Origin of the sequence: Nocardioides aromaticivorans (assembly GCF_013408525.1) — a bacterium.
In the GTDB taxonomy this organism is placed as follows: Bacteria; Actinomycetota; Actinomycetes; order Propionibacteriales; family Nocardioidaceae; genus Nocardioides; species Nocardioides aromaticivorans.
In genome coordinates this window covers 1,548,535-1,568,625 of the sequence record NZ_JACBZM010000001.1, presented here as the reverse complement: position 1 = coordinate 1,568,625, position 20,091 = coordinate 1,548,535, and the positions used below count along the sequence as shown (strand labels likewise).

Below are 20,091 nucleotides of genomic sequence, written 5' to 3'. Positions count from 1 at the left end.
GTGTGACTGCGATCACGCGGCGCGTCAACCCCGGCCCACAGCGGCTCCAAAGGATCGAGGAAGTCGGCACCCAGACCTTGACGCCGACGTGATGTTAGCGCTAACAATCTTCCTGTGTCGCTCGTCACATCGCCCCTGCCCCGCCTCGGCCGCCGTCGCAGGACCGCCGCTGTCGCATCGCTCGCGCTGCTGGCCGGAGCGCTCGCCAGCGCCGCCGGCCTCGGCGTCACCGCCGCGCCGGCCACCGCCGCCGACGCGGTGACCTGGTCCGACGCCTTCGACGGCAGCGCCCTCGGTGGGCGCTGGGACGTCGTCAACCCGGAGCCCTCGGCGCTCGAGGTCAGCGGCGGCGCCCTGCACCTCAGCGGCCAGCCCGGCGACACCTGGCAGACCAACAACACCGCGAAGAACGTGGTGATGCTCGACGTACCGGCGGGTGACTTCACCGCCACCGCCGAGCTCAGCGTGCCGGTCGCGAAGGTCTACCAGGGCGCCGGCCTGATCGCGTGGCAGGACATGGACAACTACGTCCGCGCCGGCCTGACCTTCGTCGGGTCCCTGTCCCCGTCGGGCATCGCGATCGAGACCGACCGTGAGGCGGCAGCGACGTTCAGTGCGGTCGCGTTCGCCGACCGCCCGGCGTCGACGGCCGAGACCCTGCGCCTGCAGCGGACCGGCGACACCATCACCACCAGCTACCTCGACGAGGGCACCGGCAGCTGGGTCACCGCGGCCACGACCACCGTGCCCTTCGCGACCACGCAGGTCGGCCTCTACGCCCTCGCCGCGCAGGACGGCACCCCCACCGAGGCGGCCTTCGAGTCCTTCGAGATCACCCACGCGCAGGGCGCGGACACGGTGCCGAGCGGCAGCTTCACGCTCCAGGCCGACGACGCCGACGCGCCGTACCTCGTGCGCGACGGCGACGCACTCGCCCTGACCGCCGACCAGCCGACGTCGAGCATGCGCCTCCAGGCCGCCGCCCTCGGTGACGGAGCGGTCGGGCTCACCACCGGCGCCGGCGCGGTGGTCGTCAGCGGTGGCGCACTGACCGTGGGCGACGGCGCGGCCGAGCCGACGCCGCTGCGGATCACCGACGCCGGCGGCGGCACGGTCGTGCTCCGCATCGACGGCGGCGCGGCCGGCGCGGACCACGTGGTCGTCGACGGCGAGGGCCACCTCGTCGCGGGCAGCGACGCCGACGCGGTGCGCTTCGTCCTCACCGAGGTCGAGGACAGCACCGCGACGCTGGACATCGACGCCGACGGCGAGGGCGCCGAGCTCAACCCCGACATGTTCGGCATCTTCTTCGAGGACATCAACTACGCGGCCGACGGTGGCATCTACGCCGAGCTCGTGCGCAACCGGTCCTTCGAGTTCAACAGCACCGACAACGGCTCCTTCAACGCCATGACCGCGTGGAGCCTGGCCAATCGCAGCGGCGGCGCATCCAGCGCGGCCGTCGTCGACGACGGCGGCCGCCTCAACGACATGAACCGCAACTACCTGAGGCTGGTCGCCGCGGCGGCGGGGGACGGCGTGGTCAACGGCGGCTTCGACGGTGTCGCCGTGAAGAGCGGCGACGTCTACGACGCCTCCGTCTGGGTCCGTACGACGACCGCCCAGTCGCTCACGCTGCGCTTCGAGAGCGCCGACGGAGCGAGCGTCCTCGGCACCGGCACGGTGCAGGTCGCCGGGAACGGCACCTGGCAGAAGGTCGACGCCGCGATCACCGCGACCGCGACCAGCGACAACGCCCGGATCGCCGTCCTGGCGGGCGCTCCGTCGACGCTGGCCGTCGACATGGTGTCCGTGCTGCCGCGCGACACCTGGGTCGGACCGGTCAACGGCCGCTCGGTGCTGCGCAAGGACCTCGCCGAGCGGGTCGCCGCGATGGACCCCGGCTTCGTCCGGTTCCCGGGTGGCTGCGTCACCAATGTCGGGACCTTCAAGTCCTACGCGGAGAGCGGCTACACCGACCGGCAGCGCACCTACCAGTGGAAGGAGACGATCGGCGCGGTCGAGGAGCGGCCGACCAACAAGAACTTCTGGGGCTACAACCAGACCTACGGCATCGGCTACCTGGAGTACTTCGAGCTCGCCGAGGACCTCGGCGCCGAGCCGCTGCCGGTGCTCTCGGTCGGGGCCAACGGCTGCGGCAGCACCATCCCCGAGATGAAGGACCAGGCGTCGATCGACCGCTGGGTCCAGGACACGGTCGACCTGATCGAGTTCGCCAACGGTGACGTCGACACCGAGTGGGGCGCGGTCCGCGCGGAGCTCGGCCACCCCGAGCCGTTCGGCCTGGAGATGATCGGCCTCGGCAACGAGGAGAACACCACCACGTTCGAGGCGAACTTCCCGCAGTTCAAGGCGGCCGTCGAGGCGGCGTACCCGGACATCATGATCATCTCGAACTCCGGCCCCGACGACGCGGGCACCCGCTTCGACACCCTCTGGAGCTTCAACCGGGCGCAGGAGGTCGACCTCGTCGACGAGCACTACTACAACGACCCGGACTGGTTCCTCGACAACAACCACCGCTACGACGACTACGACCGCGAGGGCCCGGGCGTCTTCCTCGGTGAGTACGCCAGCCGCGGCAACACCTTCGGCAACGCGCTCGTCGAGGCGGCCTACATGACCGGCCTGCAGCGCAACGGCGACGTGGTGCGACTGGCGTCGTACGCACCGCTGCTGGCGAACGAGAACCACGTGCAGTGGTCCCCGGACGCGATCTGGTTCGACAACGACGAGTCGTGGGAGTCCGCCGACTGGCAGGTCCAGAAGATGTTCGGCAACAACGTCGGCGACCGGGTGGTGCCCAGCACATTCGACGGGACCGTCAACGACCCGCAGGACGTGAAGGGCGGCGTCTTCCTCTCCACCTGGAGCACCAGCGCGGCGTACGACAACGTGACGGTGAGGAACGACGACACCGGCGAGACCGTCTTCAGCGACGACTTCGCCGACGCGTCGAAGTGGGCCGCGCAGACCGGCTCCTGGTCGGTGACGGGCGGTCGCTACGTGCAGTCGTCGACCAGCGTCAACGACGCCCGCTCGATCATCACCGGCGCCTACGACAAGGACTGGAGCAACTACACGCTCGAGCTCGACGCCACGAAGCTGTCCGGCGCCGAGGGCTTCCTCGTCGGCTTCGGCGCCACCGGCGCCAACAACTTCTACTGGTGGAACATCGGCGGCTGGGGCAACACCCGGTCGGTGCTCCAGCGGGCCGACGGCGGCAGCGCCAGCGAGGTCGTCGCGCTCGAGGGCGACAGCATCGCGACGGGCACGACCTACCACCTCAAGATCGAGGTCGACGGTACGACGATCCGCCTCTACCAGGACGGCGTCCTCAAGCTGACCTACGACCAGGTCGACGCGAGCGAGCAGCTGTTCCAGGTCGTGACGAAGGACGACGCCACGGGCGACCTGGTCGCCAAGGTCGTCAACACCGCGACCAGCCCGGTCACCACGCAGGTCCACGTCACCGACGCCGGCATCGAGCCGACCGGCACCGTGACCTCGCTGACCGCGCCGTCGCGCAGCGCGACCAACACCAAGGCCGACCCGCAGCGCATCTGGCCGAAGGAGCGCCAGGTCTCGGGGCTCTCGAACGACTTCGAGTACGAGTTCCCGGCCTCGTCGGTCACCTTCCTCCGGATGCACACGACCGACGCGGAGGCGCCGGTGGTCGACGACCTGTCGGTGTCCGGTGACGGCGTCCGCGGCTGGTACCGCGACCCCGCCACGGTGCACGTCGCGGCCAGCGACAACCGCGCGGTCGACCATGTCGAGTGGTCGCTCGACGGGGGTGCGTGGCACGAGGTCGCCGGGGCCGAGGCCGACGTCGAGGTCGCCGGTGACGGCGTCCACGAGGTCGCGGTCCGTGCGGTCGACAAGGCCGGCAACGTGGGCGAGGTGCGACCGCTCACGGTCGGCGTCGACGCTGCCGCCCCGGTCACCAAGGCGGCGCTGGACGGCGAGGCCCGCACGGTCACGCTGACCGCGGCGGACACCGGAGCCGGGATCGGCGAGGGCGGCACCGAGTACCGCATCGACGCCGGACCCTGGACGTCGTACGACGCCCCGGTCGGCCTCGACGACGACGTGCACGTCGTGGACTACCGCTCCACCGACGTGTTCGGCAACGCCGAGGACGCCGGCCGGCTGGAGGTCCCCGGGGTCGGCGCGGTGCCCGCCTCCACCACGGCCGCGGTCGCGACCGCATCGACGGTCCGCCTCGGCAGCCCGGTGTCGGTGAAGGTCACCGTCAGCGGTGCGGGGGCGACCCCCACCGGCGCGGTGGTCCTGCGCAAGGGCAGCACGGTGCTGGCGTCGGCCGACCTGGCCTCCGGCAGGGCGACGCTCAAGGTCGGCTCGGCCAAGCTCGGCACCGGCAGCCACACCCTGACCGTCGACTACGCGGGCGACGCGACCCACGGCGCCTCGTCGGACACGGTCGTGGTGAAGGTGGTGAAGGCGTCCTCGCGGACCACCCTCGCCCTGTCGAAGGTCTCGACCCGTCAGCCGCTCGTGACGGTGCGGGTCACCGCCGCGGTCGCGGTGTCGGGCTCGGCGACGGTCTCCGTGCTGCGGGACGGCCGCACCGTCCTCACCCGGACGGTGCGCCTGACCAGCGGCCGCGGCCAGGTCCGCCTGCCGCGCCTGCCCCGGGGCAGCCACGTCGTGGTCGCCCGCTACGCCGGCTCGACGACCGTCGAGCCGTCCACGACGCGCACCTCGGTGCGGATCCCGTGAGGACGCACCCGATGACCAGGAGAGACTCCGTGACAGCACATCCCCTCCGGCGGCTCGTCGTCGCCGCCCTGGGCACCGCCGTCGGCCTCGCGGCGGCGGCCACCGGGCCGGCCCCGGTCGCCCAGGCCGACGAGACCGACGTCACCGGCCTCATCGGCTGGTGGAAGCTCGACGAGACCAGCGGCACGGTCGCGGCGGACTCGTCCGGCAACGGCCGCAACGGCACCGTCAACGGCACCGCGAGCTGGAACGCCGGCGACGGCTTCACGTTCAACGGTGGCGCCAACAGCTCGGGCAACTACATCAAGCTGCCCGACAACCTGCTGGCCGGCGTCGACAACGTGACCGTCGACTTCGACGTGCTGGTCGACCCCTCGCTGTCCGGCAACTGGTTCATGTACAACCTCGGCAACGCGGCGACCTTCCCCAACGGCACCGGCTACCTGTTCACGACCAACGACTCGAGCGGACGATTCCGCGCGACCATCGCGGAGGGCGGCTACTCCACCGAGCAGAGCACCTCCCGGCCCACCAAGCTGCAGGCCGGGGTCTGGAAGCACGTGACCTACACGGTCACCGGCGGTGCGGTCGGCGCTCCCGGATCGGCGCGGCTCTACGAGGACGGTGCCCTCGTCGCGTCCAGCGACTCGATCACGACCAAGCCGTCACTGATGGGTACGCCGGACGGCACCACCACGCTCAACCAGCTCGGCCGGTCGGCGTACTCGGGGGACGGGTCGTTCAAGGGCAGGCTGCGCGACTTCCGGATCTACGACCGGGCGCTCACCGCGGCGGAGTCGGCCGAGCTCGCCGACGACGTGGTGACGCCGGTGGTCGACGCCGACGCCGCGGCGCTCACCCTGGGCGACACCAGCGCCGTCGTCAGCAACCTCAGCCTGCCGGCGACCGGTGCCTCGACGACCACCTCGATCGCATGGGCCAGCAGCGACCCCGCGCGGGTCAGCAGCACCGGCGTCGTCACCCGGCCGGCCCACGGCTCGCCGTCGGCGACGGCCACCCTGACCGCCACGCTCACCCGCGGCACGGAGACCCGGACCCGCACCTTCGACGTGACGGTGCTGCCCGAGGAGCTCGACGACACCGGCAAGGCACAGGACGCCGTCGCCGCCGTCGAGCTCGTGCACCCCGACGACGTGCGCGGCAACCTGACGCTGCCCACCACCGGCCTGCACGGCGCGACGCTGGCCTGGTCGTCGGGCTCGCCGGACCTGGTCACCGCGACGGGCGAGGTCACCCGGCCGTCGTACGGCGATCCGGCGGTCGACGTCACGCTGACGGTCACCGCGACCAAGGGCACCGGCACCGCGACCCGCGACATCGTCGTCCGCGTCCAGCCGGCCCCGCAGACGCCGGACTACGAGGGCTACGCGTTCGCCTACTTCGCCGGGGAGAGCACCGACGACGGCGAGAAGATCTACCTCGGCGCCAGCCGCGGCAACGACCCGCTCGACTACGACGAGCTGAACGACGGCCAGCCGGTGCTGGAGTCGGCCTTCGGTGAGAAGGGCCTGCGCGACCCGTTCGTCATCCGCTCCCACGAGGGCGACCGCTTCTACCTGCTCGCGACCGACCTCAAGGCCTACCCGGCCGTCGACTTCGGCCAGGCGCAGGAGACCGGCAGCAAGTACATGGAGATCTGGGAGTCCACCGACCTCGTGCACTGGGGCAACCAGCGTCACGTGAAGGTCTCCTCGGACTACGCCGGCAACACCTGGGCGCCCGAGGCCTTCTACGACGAGGAGGCCGGTGAGTACGTCGTCTACTGGGCCTCCGCGCTCTACCCGACGACCGACACGGCCGGCCGCGACATCAACACCCAGTACCAGCAGATGATGTACGCGACCACGCGCGACTTCGTGACCTTCTCCGACCCGAAGCCGTGGATCAACGTCAAGCGCGGCACCGGCAAGGGCATGATCGACGCGACCGTCGTGCAGGACGGCGACACCTTCTACCGCCTGGTGAAGGACGAGGCCTACATGATCCCGCGCCAGGAGCGGTCGCCGGACCTCCGGGCGACGGTCACCGGCTCGCTGCCGACCACCACCTCCACGCCCGGCTGGCAGCTGGTGAAGGAGAAGATCGGCTACGGCCAGGCCAACCCGTGGGGCGGCACGTTCACCGGCGGTGAGGGCCCGACCGTCTTCCGCGACAACGAGGACCCCGACCGCTGGTACCTCTTCATCGACCAGCCGAGCTACCACGGTGGCCAGGGCTATCTCGCCTTCACCACCGACGACATCGGCTCGGGCAGCTGGACGTCCGTCCCGACGGCCGACCTGCCGAGCAGCCCGCGCCACGGCACGGTCATCCCGGTGACCCAGGCCGAGCTCGACACGCTGCGCGCCGGCTACCAGCCGGACCTGCTGGTGGAGTCGGTGTCCGACGTGGCGGTCTCGACCCGCGCCGGCACCGCGCCGGTCCTGCCGGCCAAGGTCGCGGCGACCTTCGGGGACGGCTCCGCCGGACAGGTGGGCGTCGAGTGGGACCCGATCGACCCGTCGTCGTACGACGAGGCGGGGACGTTCACCGTCACCGGCACCGTCTCCCGCGGATCGGCCGACCACCCGGTCGCGACGGTGACCGTCACCGACGCGGCGGACCCCGTGGTCACCGTGGGCTCGGACGCCGACGGTGCCAACGGCTGGTGGGTCAGCTCGCCCGCCACGGCGTCGGTCTCCGCGACCGACGACACCGGCGTCGCGTCCGTCGAGCACTCCCTCGACGGCGGCGCGTGGGTGCCGGTGTCCGGCGACTCCGCCTCGCTCGAGGTCGTCGGCGACGGCGTCCACGAGGTGCGCGGCCGGGCCCACGACGTCACCGGGAACACCTCGGCGGTCGTCACCGGCGAGGTGAAGGTCGACACCGAGGCGCCGGTCAGCCGGGCGTCGCGGACCGGGCGCACCGTCACCGTGCGGGCCGCCGACGCCACGTCCGGAGTGGACGCGATCGAGTACCGCCTCGACGGCGGCGCCTGGACGTCGTACACGGGGGCGTTCGGGGTCGGCGACGACGCCGTCGACGTCGAGTACCGCGCGATCGACCGGGCCGGCACGGCCGAGGCCACCAACACGCTCGTGGTCCCGGCCGCCGGGGACGAGCTGTCGCCGACGGCCGTCGTCGCGGTCGCGTCGGCCGACACGGTCCGCTTCGGCACCGACGTGCCGGTCGCGGTGCGGGTCACCACCCCCGACGGGGTCGCGACCGGCAGCGTCCGTGCGATCGCCGACGGGCAGGTCCTCGCCTCCGCCAACCTGGCGGACGGCAGGGCGAGCATCGTGGTCGACACGGGCCGGCTGTCCGGCCTCGGCCGGCGCACCATCGTCATCCGGTACGACGGCGACGCCACCCACCGCGCCGGCGAGGACCAGGTGCAGCTGACCCTCACCCGCGCCCGCTCCACGACCGCCCTCTCCGTCACGGCGCCGGACCGGTCCGGCCGCGGCTCGGTGGCGAGGGTGTCGGTCGCGACCAGCCCGTCCGGGGTGGCGGTCGGGAAGCTGACCCTCGTGCTGCGCCGTAGCGGCACGGTGGTGCGGCGGACCACGGTGACCGTGCCCGCGTCGGGCCGGGCCTCCTGGCGCCTGCCGCGGCTGGCGGCCGGGCGCTGGTCCGTGCAGGCGGTGGTCGCGCAGTCCGCCGTCGCCACCGGCTCGAGCGCGGTCAGGAGCATCACCGTCCGCTGAGCCGCGACCGCCGGTGGTCGCGGAGGTTGCGCAGCAACCGTCACGAGACCCCGGCCGGACATGTGAGCGCTCTCCAACAATCCGCCGCGGCGGCCGCCTGCAGCACTAGGGTGGCCGCCATGGCGGGAGAGAGCGCGAGCGGCCGGCGTCGCTCGCCGAGCATGGCGGACGTCGCGGCGCTGGCCGGCGTCTCGCACCAGACCGTGTCGCGGGTGCTCAACGACTCGCCGCTCGTGCGTGAGGACACCCGTGAGCGCGTCCACGCCGCGATCGTCGAGCTCGGCTACCGCCGCAACGCCGCCGCCCGCCTGCTCGCCACCAACCGGTCCGGCCGGATCGGCATGGTCTCCGCCCACCTCGCCCTCTACGGCCCGAGCATGATCGCCGGCGCCGTGCAGGAGGCCGGCCGCGAGGCCGGCTACGACGTCTCCGTGGTCGGCGTGCTGGAGCTGTCCGAGGAGGCACTGCGCGATGCGGTCGACCGGCTGCTCGACCAGGCCGTGGAGGCGATCGTCGTCGCGGTGGCCCACCGCGACGCCCACAACCTGGTGCGCTCCCTGTCGCTGCCGATCCCGGTGGTGCTCGCGCAGGGCGTCGAGCCGGGGGAGTCGATGGCCGCCGGCATCGACCAGGTCGCCGGCGGCCGGCTGGCCACCAACCACATGCTCGACGCCGGTCACCGCTCGGTCGCCCACGTCAGCGGCCCGGCCGACTGGACCGAGGCCGCCCAGCGCCGTGAGGGCTGGCGCCGTGCCCACGAGGCGCGTGGCCTGCTCCCGGGGCCCGAGGTCCCGGGGGACTGGTCGGCGAGCAGCGGGTACGACGCGGGCCGCCGCATCGCCCAGGACCCCTCGGTCACGGCGGTCTTCGTCGCCAACGACGCGATGGCGCTCGGGGTGCTCAAGGCCCTCCACGAGGCCGGCCGTCACGTGCCCGGCGACGTCAGCGTCGTGGGCTTCGACAACGTCCCTGAGGCCGGCTTCTACTTCCCGTCCCTGACGACGGTCGCGCAGGACTTCCCGGAGCTGGGGCGGCGGGCGGTCGACCTGACGGTCCGGGCCCTCGGTGGGGAGGAGCGGCCCGCGGTCGAGCTCGCCCAGCCGGAGCTGCTGATCCGCTCGTCGACGGGCATGCCCCGGCCGCGGTGAGTCCGATGATGTTAGCGTTCACATCGTGAACCACAGCGCCCCCGACGTGGTCGTCATCGGCCACGCCCCCGGTCCCGAGCTGCACGTGCTGCCGGTCGGTGCCACCGTCCAGCGCCTGCTCGTCACGGGCGGCGACGGTGTACGCCGTGACGTCGTGCTCGGCCTGGCCGACGGCGAAGCGGTGCGGGCCTCGACCGACTACGTCGGCAGCATCGTCGGCCGCTACGCCAACCGCATCGCGCACGGCCGCTTCACCCTCGACGGCATCGAGCACGAGGTCCCGGCCAATGACCGCGGTCACCACCTCCATGGTGGTCCGGAGGGGTTCCACACCCGCACCTGGGACGTCGTCGAGAAGTCCGCCGACGAGGTCACCCTCGAGCTGGTGAGCCCCGACGGTGACGCGGGCTACCCGGGCGAGCTGACCGTGCGGGCGGCGTACCGGGTGGAGGGGGACGTGGTCCGGCTCGACATCACCGCCACCACCACCGCTCCGACGATCGTCAACCTGACCAGCCACGCCTACTTCAACCTGCACGGCAGCGGGACCATCGACGACCACCTGCTGCAGGTCGACGCCTCCCGCTACACGCCGGTCGGTGCCGACTCGATCCCCACCGGGGGCCACGCGGCGGTCGACGGCACCCCCTTCGACCTGCGCCGGCCGACCCGGCTCGGCGACCCGGTCCGGGCCGACCACCCCGAGGTCCGTGACGCCCGCGGGATCGACCACAACCTCGTCCTCGACGGCTCGGGCTGGCGCCCGGTCGCGGTCCTGGACGGGCCCGTCACCCGCACCCGGCTGGAGCTCTGGTCGGACCAGCCGGGGCTGCAGGTCTACACCGGCAACTTCCTCGCCGGCACCTCCCTCGACCGCGCCGGCCGCATGCTCCGCCAAGGCGACGGCCTCTGCCTCGAGCCCCAGCTCGCCCCCGACACCCCGAACCGCGAGCCCGCCGACGGCACGACCGATCCGGACTGGCCCTCCGCCGTCCTCCGCCCCGGCCAGACCTACCGCAACCGCATGGCTTGGCTCTTCTCGTCCCTCGCCTGATTCCCCGTGAAGTGTCAGTCCTGCACGGCCGAGGTGTCAGTCATGCACAGCCGAAGTGTCGGTCCTGCATGCTCACAAGGCTGCTTGCAGGGCCCCCGCCGGCAGGCCGAAGGCGAGCTCCAGCCGCGCCACCATCCGCCCACTGGGTACGACGCGAGCGGACTCCCACGTCCGCACGGCGGCCGTGCTGCAGCCGCACCGGCGGGCCAGCTCGCCCTGGGTGAGGCCGGCCCACTCGCGCAGGGTCCTGATCACCCCGGGCAGGTCGCCGGGTCGCCAGCGGGCGCGGTCGAGCAGGTGCGGCGGCTCGATCCCCGCGGCCCGGGCGACCTGCGCGACGGGAGCGCCGTAGGCCGAGGCGAGGCGACGGATCGCGGAGAGGGGCGGCGTACCGGCGCCGCGCTCCCACTGGCCGAGGGCGTGGCGGTCCACCCCGGCTGCGGCGGCGGCCCGGGCCTGGCTGAGCCGGGCCCGGTGGCGCAGGCGACGCAGGGGGCCCATCGGCGGGCGCGGCCGGCCGAGGACCGTCGTCGGCGCTGCCAGCCGGGCCACGAGCGCCTCGGCGGACAGGCCGAGCGCCTCGGCGAGGGCGGTGATCCGCTCGGCGGGGATCCGCGCGCGCCCCGCTTCCCAGTTGTAGACGGTCGACGCCGGCACGCCCACCTCGGCCGCGAGCCGGGCGGCCGACACCGAGGCGCGCCAGCGCAGTCCCCGCAGTGCCTGGCCGCGGTGTCCGGCCGCCCCGGGCGCTGTCGGGCGGGCGTCGTCGAAGAAGCCCGCGACGTGCGCCGGCTCGAGCTCGAGCGCGCGCGCGAGGGCGTGGATGTGGACCGGCCCGGGGAGCCGCTCGCGTCGTTCCCAGCGCAGGATCGACATCGGGTGGACGCCGATCTCCTGGGCGAGGTCGGTGGCCCGGAGGCCGCGGCGGGCGCGCTCGGAGCGCAGCAGCGTGGTCACGGTGGTGGCCTTTCGCCGGGACGCCCACCGGATCCCACCGGGATTCCGCAGGTTCACGGGTGAGCGTTCACATTTCTTCGGATTCGTGGTCCCGAACCCCTTGACGTCACAGAATGTTAGCGCTCACACTCTTCCCCAGTGACACCGGTCACAGGGCGGACAAGCCCGACAGACTGTGGAGGAATTCCAGTGGTGAAGAAGACCGTGACCGCCGCCAGCGCGGTCCTCATGTGCGCAGCGGCGCTCGCCGCCTGCGGCAGCGACGACTCCGGCTCCGGCAAGGACGACGGCAAGATCGTGATGGGCTTCGCCCAGGTCGGTGCGGAGAGCGGTTGGCGGACCGCGAACACCGACTCGATCAAGGCCTCGGCCAAGAGCGCGGGCATCGAGCTCAAGTTCTCGGACGCCCAGCAGAAGCAGGAGAACCAGATCCAGGCGATCCGGTCCTACATCCAGCAGAAGGTCGACGTGATCGCGTTCAGCCCGGTCGTCGAGACCGGTTGGGACGCCGTCCTCCAGGAGGCGAAGGCCGCGAACATCCCGGTCATCCTGACCGACCGCGCGGTCGACAGCAAGGACACCTCGCTCTACAAGACCTTCCTCGGCTCCGACTTCGTCGAGGAGGGCAAGAAGGCCGGCGAGTGGCTCGTCGAGAACGCGGCCGACGCCGACGTCGACGGTGACGGCGACGTCAACGTCGTCCAGCTCGAGGGCACCACCGGCGCCGCGCCGGCCATCGACCGCGCCGAGGGCTTCGCCGACGCGATCGCCTCCGACTCGAAGATCTCGATCAGCAAGTCGCAGACCGGTGACTTCACCCGCGACGGCGGCAAGCAGGTCATGGAGTCCTTCCTCAACTCCGAGAAGGGCATCGACGTCGTCTTCGCCCACAACGACGACATGGGCCTGGGTGCCATCGAGGCGATCGAGGCCGCCGGCCTCGAGCCCGGCAAGGACATCAAGATCATCACGGTCGACGCCGTCAAGGACGGAATGACCGCCCTGTCCGAGGGCAAGATCAACTTCATCGTCGAGTGCAACCCGCTCCTCGGCGACCAGCTGATGGACCTCGCGGAGAAGGTCGTCGCCGGCGAGGAGGTCCCGGAGCGCGTGGTCACCGAGGAGACCACGTTCACCCAGGAGCAGGCCACCGAGGTGCTCGCGGACCGCAAGTACTGAGCAGGCCCGGGCGCGCGCCCTCCTCCCCTTCCGGGGGCGCGTGCCACCCCTTCCGGCGGGTCCGCCACCACCGTGGCGGGCCCGCCGGCACCGGGGCAGCCCACGAAGCAGAGCCCCGAGAGAGCGACCGGAGAGAACGATGACGACGACGCACGAGGAGCGATCGGTGACCACGACGACGCAGCACGCCGGCGGCGTGCCGGCGGCGCAGACCCCCGAGCCGGTGATCGAGATGCGCGACATCTCGATCACCTTCGGCAGCGTGCGTGCCCTCGACGGCGTCTCGCTGCGGCTCCTGCCCGGCGAGGTGCACGCCCTCATGGGCGAGAACGGCGCGGGCAAGAGCACCCTCATCAAGGCGCTCACCGGCGTCTACACGATCGACTCCGGCACCATCGTCGTCGGCGGCGAGGAGCACCAGTTCTCCACGCCGGCCGCGGCCCAGGCCGCGGGCATCAGCACGGTGTACCAGGAGGTCAACCTGGTCCCCAACCTCACCGTCGCCGAGAACATGCTGCTCGGCCGTGAGCCCCGCTTCCTCGGCGGCATCAACGTGCGCGCGATGAACCGCCGCGCCGCCGCCACCCTCGAGCGACTCGGCCTCGACATCGACCCGCGCTCGATGCTGGGCGACCACCCGATCGCCATCCAGCAGCTCGTCGCGATCGCCCGCGCGGTCGACGTCGAGGCGCGGGTCGTGATCCTGGACGAGCCGACCTCCAGCCTCGACGCCGACGAGGTCGAGAAGCTGTTCGAGGTCATGCGCCGCCTGCGCGAGGACGGCGTCGCCATCGTCTTCGTCTCCCACTTCCTCGACCAGATCTACGCGATCGCCGACCGCATGACGATCCTGCGCAACGGCCGCCTCGTCGAGGAGCGGATGGTCGCCGACACCAGCCAGCTCGAGCTGGTCAAGCTGATGATCGGCCGCGAGCTCGAGGCCCTGGAGCGCCTCGACCGCGCTGCCGCCAAGGACGTCACCGCCAGTGAGCCCGTCCTCAAGGCGGTCGGCCTGAGCCGCAAGGGCTCGCTCGAGGCCACCGACCTCTGCCTGTACGACGGCGAGGTGGTCGGTGTCGCCGGCCTCCTCGGCTCCGGCCGCACCGAGCTGGCCCGCCTCCTCTTCGGCGCCGACACCGCCGACCACGGCACCCTCGAGATCAGGTCGGAGCGCCGGAAGCTGCGCAGCCCGCGCCACGCGATCGACCGCAAGGTCGCGTTCTCGAGCGAGGACCGCAAGGCCGAGGGCGTGATCGCCGACCTCACCGTCGCCGACAACATGCTGCTGGCGCTGCAGGCCTCCCGGGGCTGGCTCCGCCCGATCCCGCAGTCGACGCGCACCCGCCTCGTCGACGAGTACATCAAGGCCCTCGACATCCGGCCGGCCGACCCGAACGCGCTGATGCGCAACCTGTCGGGCGGCAACCAGCAGAAGGTGCTGCTCGCCCGCTGGCTGATCACCGAGCCCGAGCTGCTCATCCTCGACGAGCCGACCCGCGGCATCGACATCGGGGCCAAGGCGCAGATCCAGGCCAAGGTCGCCGAGCTGGCCGAGAAGGGCATGTCCGTCGTCTTCATCTCCGCCGAGCTGGAGGAGGTGCTGCGCCTCAGCGACCGCCTGGTCGTGATGCGCGACCGCCGCAAGATCGACGAGCGCCGCAACGACGACGTCACGGTGAGCGACGTCCTCGAGATCATCGCCGGCCAGGGTGACGCCGGCTCCCGGACCGAGGAGGAGACCTCCCGTGACTGACACCCTGACCCCGGCCCCGAGCCCGGCGCCGACCGGCGAGAACGGCCACGCCGCTGCGCGCCCGACGCTGGTGACCCGCTTCCTCGGCAGCACGCTGGTGTGGCCGATCCTCGCCCTGCTGCTGCTCCTGGTCGTCAACGTCGTCGCGACGCCGTCCTTCCTCAACGTGCGCATCCAGGACGGCCACCTCTACGGCAACGTCATCGACATCGCCCGCAACAGTGCGCCGGTCCTGCTGGTCGCGCTCGGCATGACCCTGGTCATCGCCACCCGAGGGATCGACCTCTCCGTCGGTGCGATCGCGGCCATCGCCGGCGCGGTGGCCTGCACGCGGATCGTCGGCGCCGGCGACGAGGCAGCCGTGACCACGGCGATCATGGCCTGCACCTGGGCCCTCGCGGTCTGCGTGGTGCTCGGCGTCTGGAACGGCTTCCTCGTCTCCGTGCTGGGCATCCAGCCGATCATCGCCACCCTCGTGCTGATGGTGGCGGGCCGCGGCCTGGCGATGCTCGTCACCGACGGACAGATCACCACCGTCAACAACGACACCTTCAGCGACCTCGCCACCGGCTACGTCCTCGGCCTTCCCATCGCCTCGCTGATCGCGGTCGGGATGGTCGTGGCGGCGGCGATCTTCACCCGTCGTACGGCGCTGGGCATGCTCATCGAGGCGGTCGGCATCAACCCCGAGGCCAGCCGCCTGGCCGGCGTGCGGGCCCGCACGATCATCTGGACGGTCTACGTCTTCGGTGGCTTCTGCGCCGGACTGGCCGGCCTGATCATCGCCGCCAACACCAACTCGGTGAACGCCAACAGCCTCGGCCTGTGGATCGAGCTCGACGCGATCCTCGCGGTCGTCATCGGCGGCACCGCCCTCACCGGCGGGCGCTTCTCGCTGGCGGGCACCCTCGTCGGGGCGCTGTTCATCACCACGCTGGCCCGCACCATCCCCAACGTCGGCATCCCGTCCGAGGCCAACTACCTGTTCAAGGCGGTCGTGGTCGTCGCGGTGTGCCTCCTCCAGTCGCCGCGGGCGCGTGCCGCGCTGCGGGTACGACGCCCCGCCGTCTCGAAGGGAAACCCGGTATGAGCGCCGCAGTCGCCACCGTCGGCACCACCTCGCTGTGGGACCGGATCCGCACCTACTCGCCGCCGCCGCGGTTCCTCCCGCTGATCGTCACGATCGCCCTGTTCGCAGGCATGTTCGGCGCCGGCAGCGTGCGCTACGAGAACTTCGGTGACCCGCAGGTCTTCCTCAGCCTGATGATCAACAACGCGCACCTGATCGTGCTCGCGGTCGGCATGACCTTCGTGATCCTGACCGGCGGCATCGACCTCTCGGTCGGCTCGGTGGTCGCGATGTCGACGATGATCCTGGCCAAGACCCTGCAGTCCGGCTGGTCCCTGCCGGCCGCGATCCTGGCGGTGCTGGTCGTCTCGACCCTGCTCGGCACGGTGCTGGGCCTGCTCATCCACTACTTCGACATCCAGCCGTTCATCGCCACCCTCGCCGGCCTCTTCCTCGCCCGCGGGGTGGCCTACCTGATCAGCATCGAGTCGATCCCGATCACCGACGAGACCTTCATGAAGTGGGCCTACGAGCCGCTCACCCTGTGGTCGACGTACTGGATCCGCTGGTCGGTCGTCGTGGCCCTGGTCGCGGTCGTGGTGGCGGCGTACGTCCTCGCCTTCACCCGCTTCGGGCGCACCGTCTACGCCATCGGCGGCAACGAGTCGTCGGCGATGCTGATGGGCCTGCGGGTCGGTGCGGTCAAGGTCGGCGTGTACGCCGTCAGCGGGTTCTGCGCGGGCCTCGGCGGCCTGCTCTTCGCCCTGAACACCCCGTCGGGCAACAGCCTGCACGCGGTCGGCATGGAGCTCGACGCCATCGCGGCGGCGGTCATCGGCGGCATCCTGCTCACCGGCGGGCGCGGCTACGTGTTCGGTGCGCTGGTCGGCGTCCTCGTCCTCGGCGTGATCCAGACCTTCATCACCTTCGACGGCACCCTCACCTCCTGGTGGACCCGCATCGCCATCGGCGTGCTGCTCCTGGTGTTCGTCGTCATCCAGCGCCTCATGACGCGGCGGCAGGCGACATGAGCGAGGCGCCCCGAAGGATCCCGGTGATGGCGGACGTCGCCCGTCTCGCCGGGGTCTCCCACCAGACCGTCTCGCGCGTGGTCAACGGCCAGACGAACCTCCGCCCGGAGACCCGCGAGCGGGTGCTCCGCGCGATCGACCAGCTCGGCTACCGGCCCAACACCGCCGCGCGCAGCCTGGTCACCCGTCGCTCCGGGACGATCGGCGTGATCGGCTCCCGCAGCGGGTTCTGGGGCCCGAGCACGGTGCACCGCGCGATCCAGGCCGCCGGCCGCGACGCGGGCTACTTCGTCAGCTCCGTCAACGTGCAGATGCAGACCCGTGACGAGTTCGTCGACGCGATGGACCACCTGCGCGACCAGCACGTCGAGGGCATCGTCCTCATCGCCGCCAACGACGACGCGGTCGACGCGGCCCGCGCCCACGCGGGCCGCGGCGTCCCCGTCGTCGTCGTGGAGGGTGACGACGCCAAGGCCGAGTGGACCGTCGGTGTCGACCAGGTGGCCGGTGCCGCCGCCGGCACCCGCCACCTCGTCGACCTCGGCCACGAGCGGATCCTGCACGTCTCGGGCCCGTCGGCGTGGACGGAGGCACGGGCCCGCCTCGCCGGCTACCGCCACGCCATGTACGACGCCGGGCTGCCCCCGCTGCTGCACGTCGAGGGCGACTGGTCGGCCCGCAGCGGCTTCGAGGCCGGGCGACAGATCGCCGCGCGGGACGACGTGACCGCCGTGTTCTGCGCCAACGACCAGATGGCGCTCGGCCTGCTCCGCTCGCTGAGCGAGGCCGGCCGTTCGGTCCCGGACGACATCAGCGTCGTCGGCTTCGACGACATCCCCGAGGCGGCGTACCTCATCCCGCCCCTGACCACGGTCCGCCAGGACTTCGACGCGGTCGGACGCCGTGCGATCCAGATCCTGCGGTCGGCCATCGACGGCGAGGGCTCACCCGAGCGGTTGATCGAGCCCGAGCTGGTCGTCCGGGCCAGCACCCACGAACCACGAGAACGAGGAGAGACCCCCCGATGAGCGCGGGCCAGGAGCAGTACACGATCGGCGTCGACTACGGCACCCTCTCGGGCCGTGCCGTCGTCGTCCGGGTGTCCGACGGGGCCGAGCTCGGCTCGGCCGTGCACGCCTACGAGCACGCGGTCGTCGACACCGCCCTGCCCGGGACGGGCGAGGCACTGCCGCCGGAGTGGGCGCTGCAGGTGCCCGAGGACTACCGCCAGGTGCTCCGGATCGCCGTACCTGCGGCGGTCTCGGCCGCCGGCATCGACCCGGCCCACGTCATCGGCATCGCCACCGACTTCACCGCGTGCACGATGGTGCCGACCCTCGCGGACGGCACCCCGCTGTGCGAGCTCCCCGAGCTCGCCGACCGCCCGCACGCCTTCGTCAAGCTCTGGAAGCACCACGCCGCCCAGCCGCACGCCGACCGGATCAACCGGCTGGCCGAGGAGCGCGGCGAGGCCTGGCTCCCGCGCTACGGCGGGCTGATCTCCTCGGAGTGGGAGTTCGCCAAGGGCCTCCAGCTGTTCGAGGAGGACCGCGATCTCTACGACCGCATGGAGCACTGGGTCGAGGCCGCCGACTGGATCGTGTGGCAGCTCTGCGGGGAGTACGTCCGCAACGCCTGCTCCGCCGGCTACAAGGGCATCCTCCAGGACGGCGCCTACCCGTCGACCGACTTCCTCGAGGCGCTCGCGCCCGGCTTCGGCGGCTTCGTCGCCGACAAGCTGGCTCACCCGGTCGGCGAGCTCGGCGCCGCCGCCGGTCGCCTGACCGCCGAGGCGGCGGCCTGGACCGGCCTGCCCGAGGGCATCGCCGTCGCGGTCGGCAACGTCGACGCGCACGTCACGGCACCGGCCGCGCAGGCCGTCGACCCCGGCCAGATGGTCGCGATCATGGGGACGTCGACCTGCCACGTGATGAGCGCCGACGTGCTCCGCGAGGTCCCCGGCATGTGCGGTGTCGTCGACGGCGGCATCATCGCCGGCCGCTGGGGCTACGAGGCCGGTCAGAGCGGGGTCGGCGACATCTTCGGCTGGTTCGTCGACAACGCGGTCCCGGCGTCGTACGCCGAGACGGCCGCGGCGGCGGGGGAGTCGGTGCACGAGCACCTCACCTGCCTGGCCGCGCAGCAGGCGATCGGGGAGCACGGCCTGGTCGCCCTCGACTGGCACAGCGGCAACCGCTCGGTGCTGGTCGACCACGAGCTCTCCGGCCTCGTCGTCGGGCTGACCCTCGCGACGAGGCCGGAGGACGTCTACCGCGCGCTGCTCGAGGCGACCGCCTTCGGGACCCGGGTGATCGTGGAGACCTTCCGCGACAGCGGCGTACCGGTCGAGGAGTTCGTCGTCGCGGGCGGCCTGCAGAAGAACGCGCTGCTGATGCAGATCTACTCCGACGTCACGCGGCTGCCGCTGTCGGTCATCGACTCCGACCAGGGACCTGCGCTGGGCTCGGCGATCCACGCCGCCGTCGCGGCGGGCGCCTACCCCGACGTACCCACGGCCGCGAAGGCGATGGGCAAGGTCCGCAAGGCGGTCTACGTGCCGGACGAGACCCGGGCGCAGGCCTACGACCGGCTGTTCGCGGAGTACCGCGAGCTGCACGACCACTTCGGCCGCGGCGTGACCGCCATGCGCCGGCTCAAGGCGATCCGGCGCGAGGCCGTCGCGGGCAAGGAGCAGTCCTGATGAGCGTCGTGACCGACGTCGACCAGACGATCCGCCAGGTCCGCCGCGAGGTCGCGGCGCTGCACGCCGAGCTGCCCAAGTACGGCCTCGTCGTGTGGACCGCCGGCAATGTGTCGGCCCGGGTGCCCGGCCACGACCTGCTCGTGATCAAGCCCAGCGGCGTCTCGTACGACGACCTCACGCCGGACAACATGGTCGTCTGCGACCTCGACGGCAAGGTCGTCGAGGGCGAGCACGCGCCGTCCTCCGACACCGAGGCGCAGGCCTACGTCTACCGCCACCTGCCCCACGTGGGCGGTGTCGTCCACACCCACTCGCCGTACGCCGTGGCGTGGGCCGCGCGCGGCGAGGCGATCCCGTGCGTCACCACGATGTGCGCGGACGAGTTCGGTGGGGAGATCCCGGTCGGGCCGTTCGCGATCATCGGCGACGACTCGATCGGCCGGGGGATCGTCGAGACCCTGCGCGAGAGCCGCTCACCCGCCGTCCTCATGCAGAACCACGGCGTCTTCACCGTCGGCCCGAACGCGAGGTCCGCCGTGAAGGCGGCCGTCATGTGCGAGGACGTCGCCCGTTCCGTGCACCTCTCCCGACAGCTCGGCCAGCCGATCCCGATCGCGCAGCCCAGCGTCGACGCCCTCTACGACCGCTACCAGAACGTCTACGGCCAGCGCTGACCCGCTGACCGGCCAACACCACCACGACGCCCTCGGGGGCGCCTGAGAACA

General features: G+C 72.0%; 12 protein-coding genes. 11 read left to right on the top strand and 1 reads right to left on the bottom strand.

Going from position 1 to position 20,091, the window contains the following annotated elements; all coding sequences use genetic code 11:
• Nucleotides 1-114: 114 nt before the first annotated feature.
• From BJ993_RS07385 to BJ993_RS07370, 4 genes are all read left to right on the top strand, one after another.
• Nucleotides 115-4,764 carry an alpha-L-arabinofuranosidase family protein gene (locus BJ993_RS07385; protein WP_179648259.1) on the top strand — a complete coding sequence of 1,550 codons (4,650 nt, stop codon included), beginning with the start codon at nucleotides 115-117 and terminating at the stop codon, nucleotides 4,762-4,764.
• A gap of 29 nt (nucleotides 4,765-4,793) precedes the next feature.
• Nucleotides 4,794-8,471, top strand: a complete 3,678-nt coding sequence (locus tag BJ993_RS07380; protein ID WP_179648258.1) for an immunoglobulin-like domain-containing protein — start codon at nucleotides 4,794-4,796, stop codon at nucleotides 8,469-8,471.
• 119 nt (nucleotides 8,472-8,590) lie between these two features.
• Nucleotides 8,591-9,619: a LacI family DNA-binding transcriptional regulator gene (locus BJ993_RS07375; RefSeq protein ID WP_036549040.1), complete on the top strand. Its 1,029-nt coding sequence runs from the start codon at nucleotides 8,591-8,593 to the stop codon at nucleotides 9,617-9,619.
• Between the two features lie 25 nt (nucleotides 9,620-9,644).
• Entirely contained in the window at nucleotides 9,645-10,673 is a 1,029-nt protein-coding gene (locus tag BJ993_RS07370; RefSeq protein ID WP_179648257.1) for an aldose epimerase family protein, read from the top strand.
• 72 nt (nucleotides 10,674-10,745) lie between these two features.
• Here BJ993_RS07370 and BJ993_RS07365 read toward each other — a convergent pair whose 3' ends face one another.
• On the bottom strand, nucleotides 10,746-11,630 hold the full coding sequence (locus BJ993_RS07365) for a helix-turn-helix domain-containing protein (RefSeq protein WP_179648256.1): 885 nt from the start codon (nucleotides 11,628-11,630) through the stop codon (nucleotides 10,746-10,748).
• Between the two features lie 192 nt (nucleotides 11,631-11,822).
• Here BJ993_RS07365 and BJ993_RS07360 point away from each other — a divergent pair, with 192 nt between their 5' ends.
• The 7 genes from BJ993_RS07360 (at nucleotide 11,823) to BJ993_RS07330 (ending at nucleotide 20,040) form a co-directional block, all read left to right on the top strand.
• Nucleotides 11,823-12,809 carry an ABC transporter substrate-binding protein gene (locus BJ993_RS07360; RefSeq protein WP_207007084.1) on the top strand — a complete coding sequence of 329 codons (987 nt, stop codon included), beginning with the start codon at nucleotides 11,823-11,825 and terminating at the stop codon, nucleotides 12,807-12,809.
• A 166-nt stretch (nucleotides 12,810-12,975) separates the two neighbouring features.
• Nucleotides 12,976-14,562: a sugar ABC transporter ATP-binding protein gene (locus BJ993_RS07355; RefSeq protein ID WP_242530376.1), complete on the top strand. Its 1,587-nt coding sequence runs from the start codon at nucleotides 12,976-12,978 to the stop codon at nucleotides 14,560-14,562.
• A complete protein-coding gene (locus BJ993_RS07350; protein WP_308645509.1) occupies nucleotides 14,555-15,652 on the top strand; it encodes an ABC transporter permease in 1,098 nt (365 codons plus the stop codon). Before BJ993_RS07355 ends, BJ993_RS07350 begins: the two co-directional genes overlap by 8 nt.
• A complete protein-coding gene (gene yjfF, locus BJ993_RS07345; RefSeq protein ID WP_179648254.1) occupies nucleotides 15,649-16,662 on the top strand; it encodes a galactofuranose ABC transporter, permease protein YjfF in 1,014 nt (337 codons plus the stop codon). Before BJ993_RS07350 ends, yjfF begins: the two co-directional genes overlap by 4 nt.
• A gap of 26 nt (nucleotides 16,663-16,688) precedes the next feature.
• A complete protein-coding gene (locus BJ993_RS07340; protein WP_242530374.1) occupies nucleotides 16,689-17,690 on the top strand; it encodes a LacI family DNA-binding transcriptional regulator in 1,002 nt (333 codons plus the stop codon).
• The gene (gene araB / locus BJ993_RS07335) at nucleotides 17,687-19,363 is read left to right on the top strand and encodes a ribulokinase (protein ID WP_179648252.1); all 1,677 of its coding nucleotides are present in this window, start codon (nucleotides 17,687-17,689) and stop codon (nucleotides 19,361-19,363) included. The genes BJ993_RS07340 and araB overlap by 4 nt, the downstream gene beginning before the upstream one ends.
• The gene (locus BJ993_RS07330; protein ID WP_036549033.1) at nucleotides 19,363-20,040 is read left to right on the top strand and encodes an L-ribulose-5-phosphate 4-epimerase; all 678 of its coding nucleotides are present in this window, start codon (nucleotides 19,363-19,365) and stop codon (nucleotides 20,038-20,040) included. Before araB ends, BJ993_RS07330 begins: the two co-directional genes overlap by 1 nt.
• Nucleotides 20,041-20,091 lie beyond the last annotated feature (51 nt).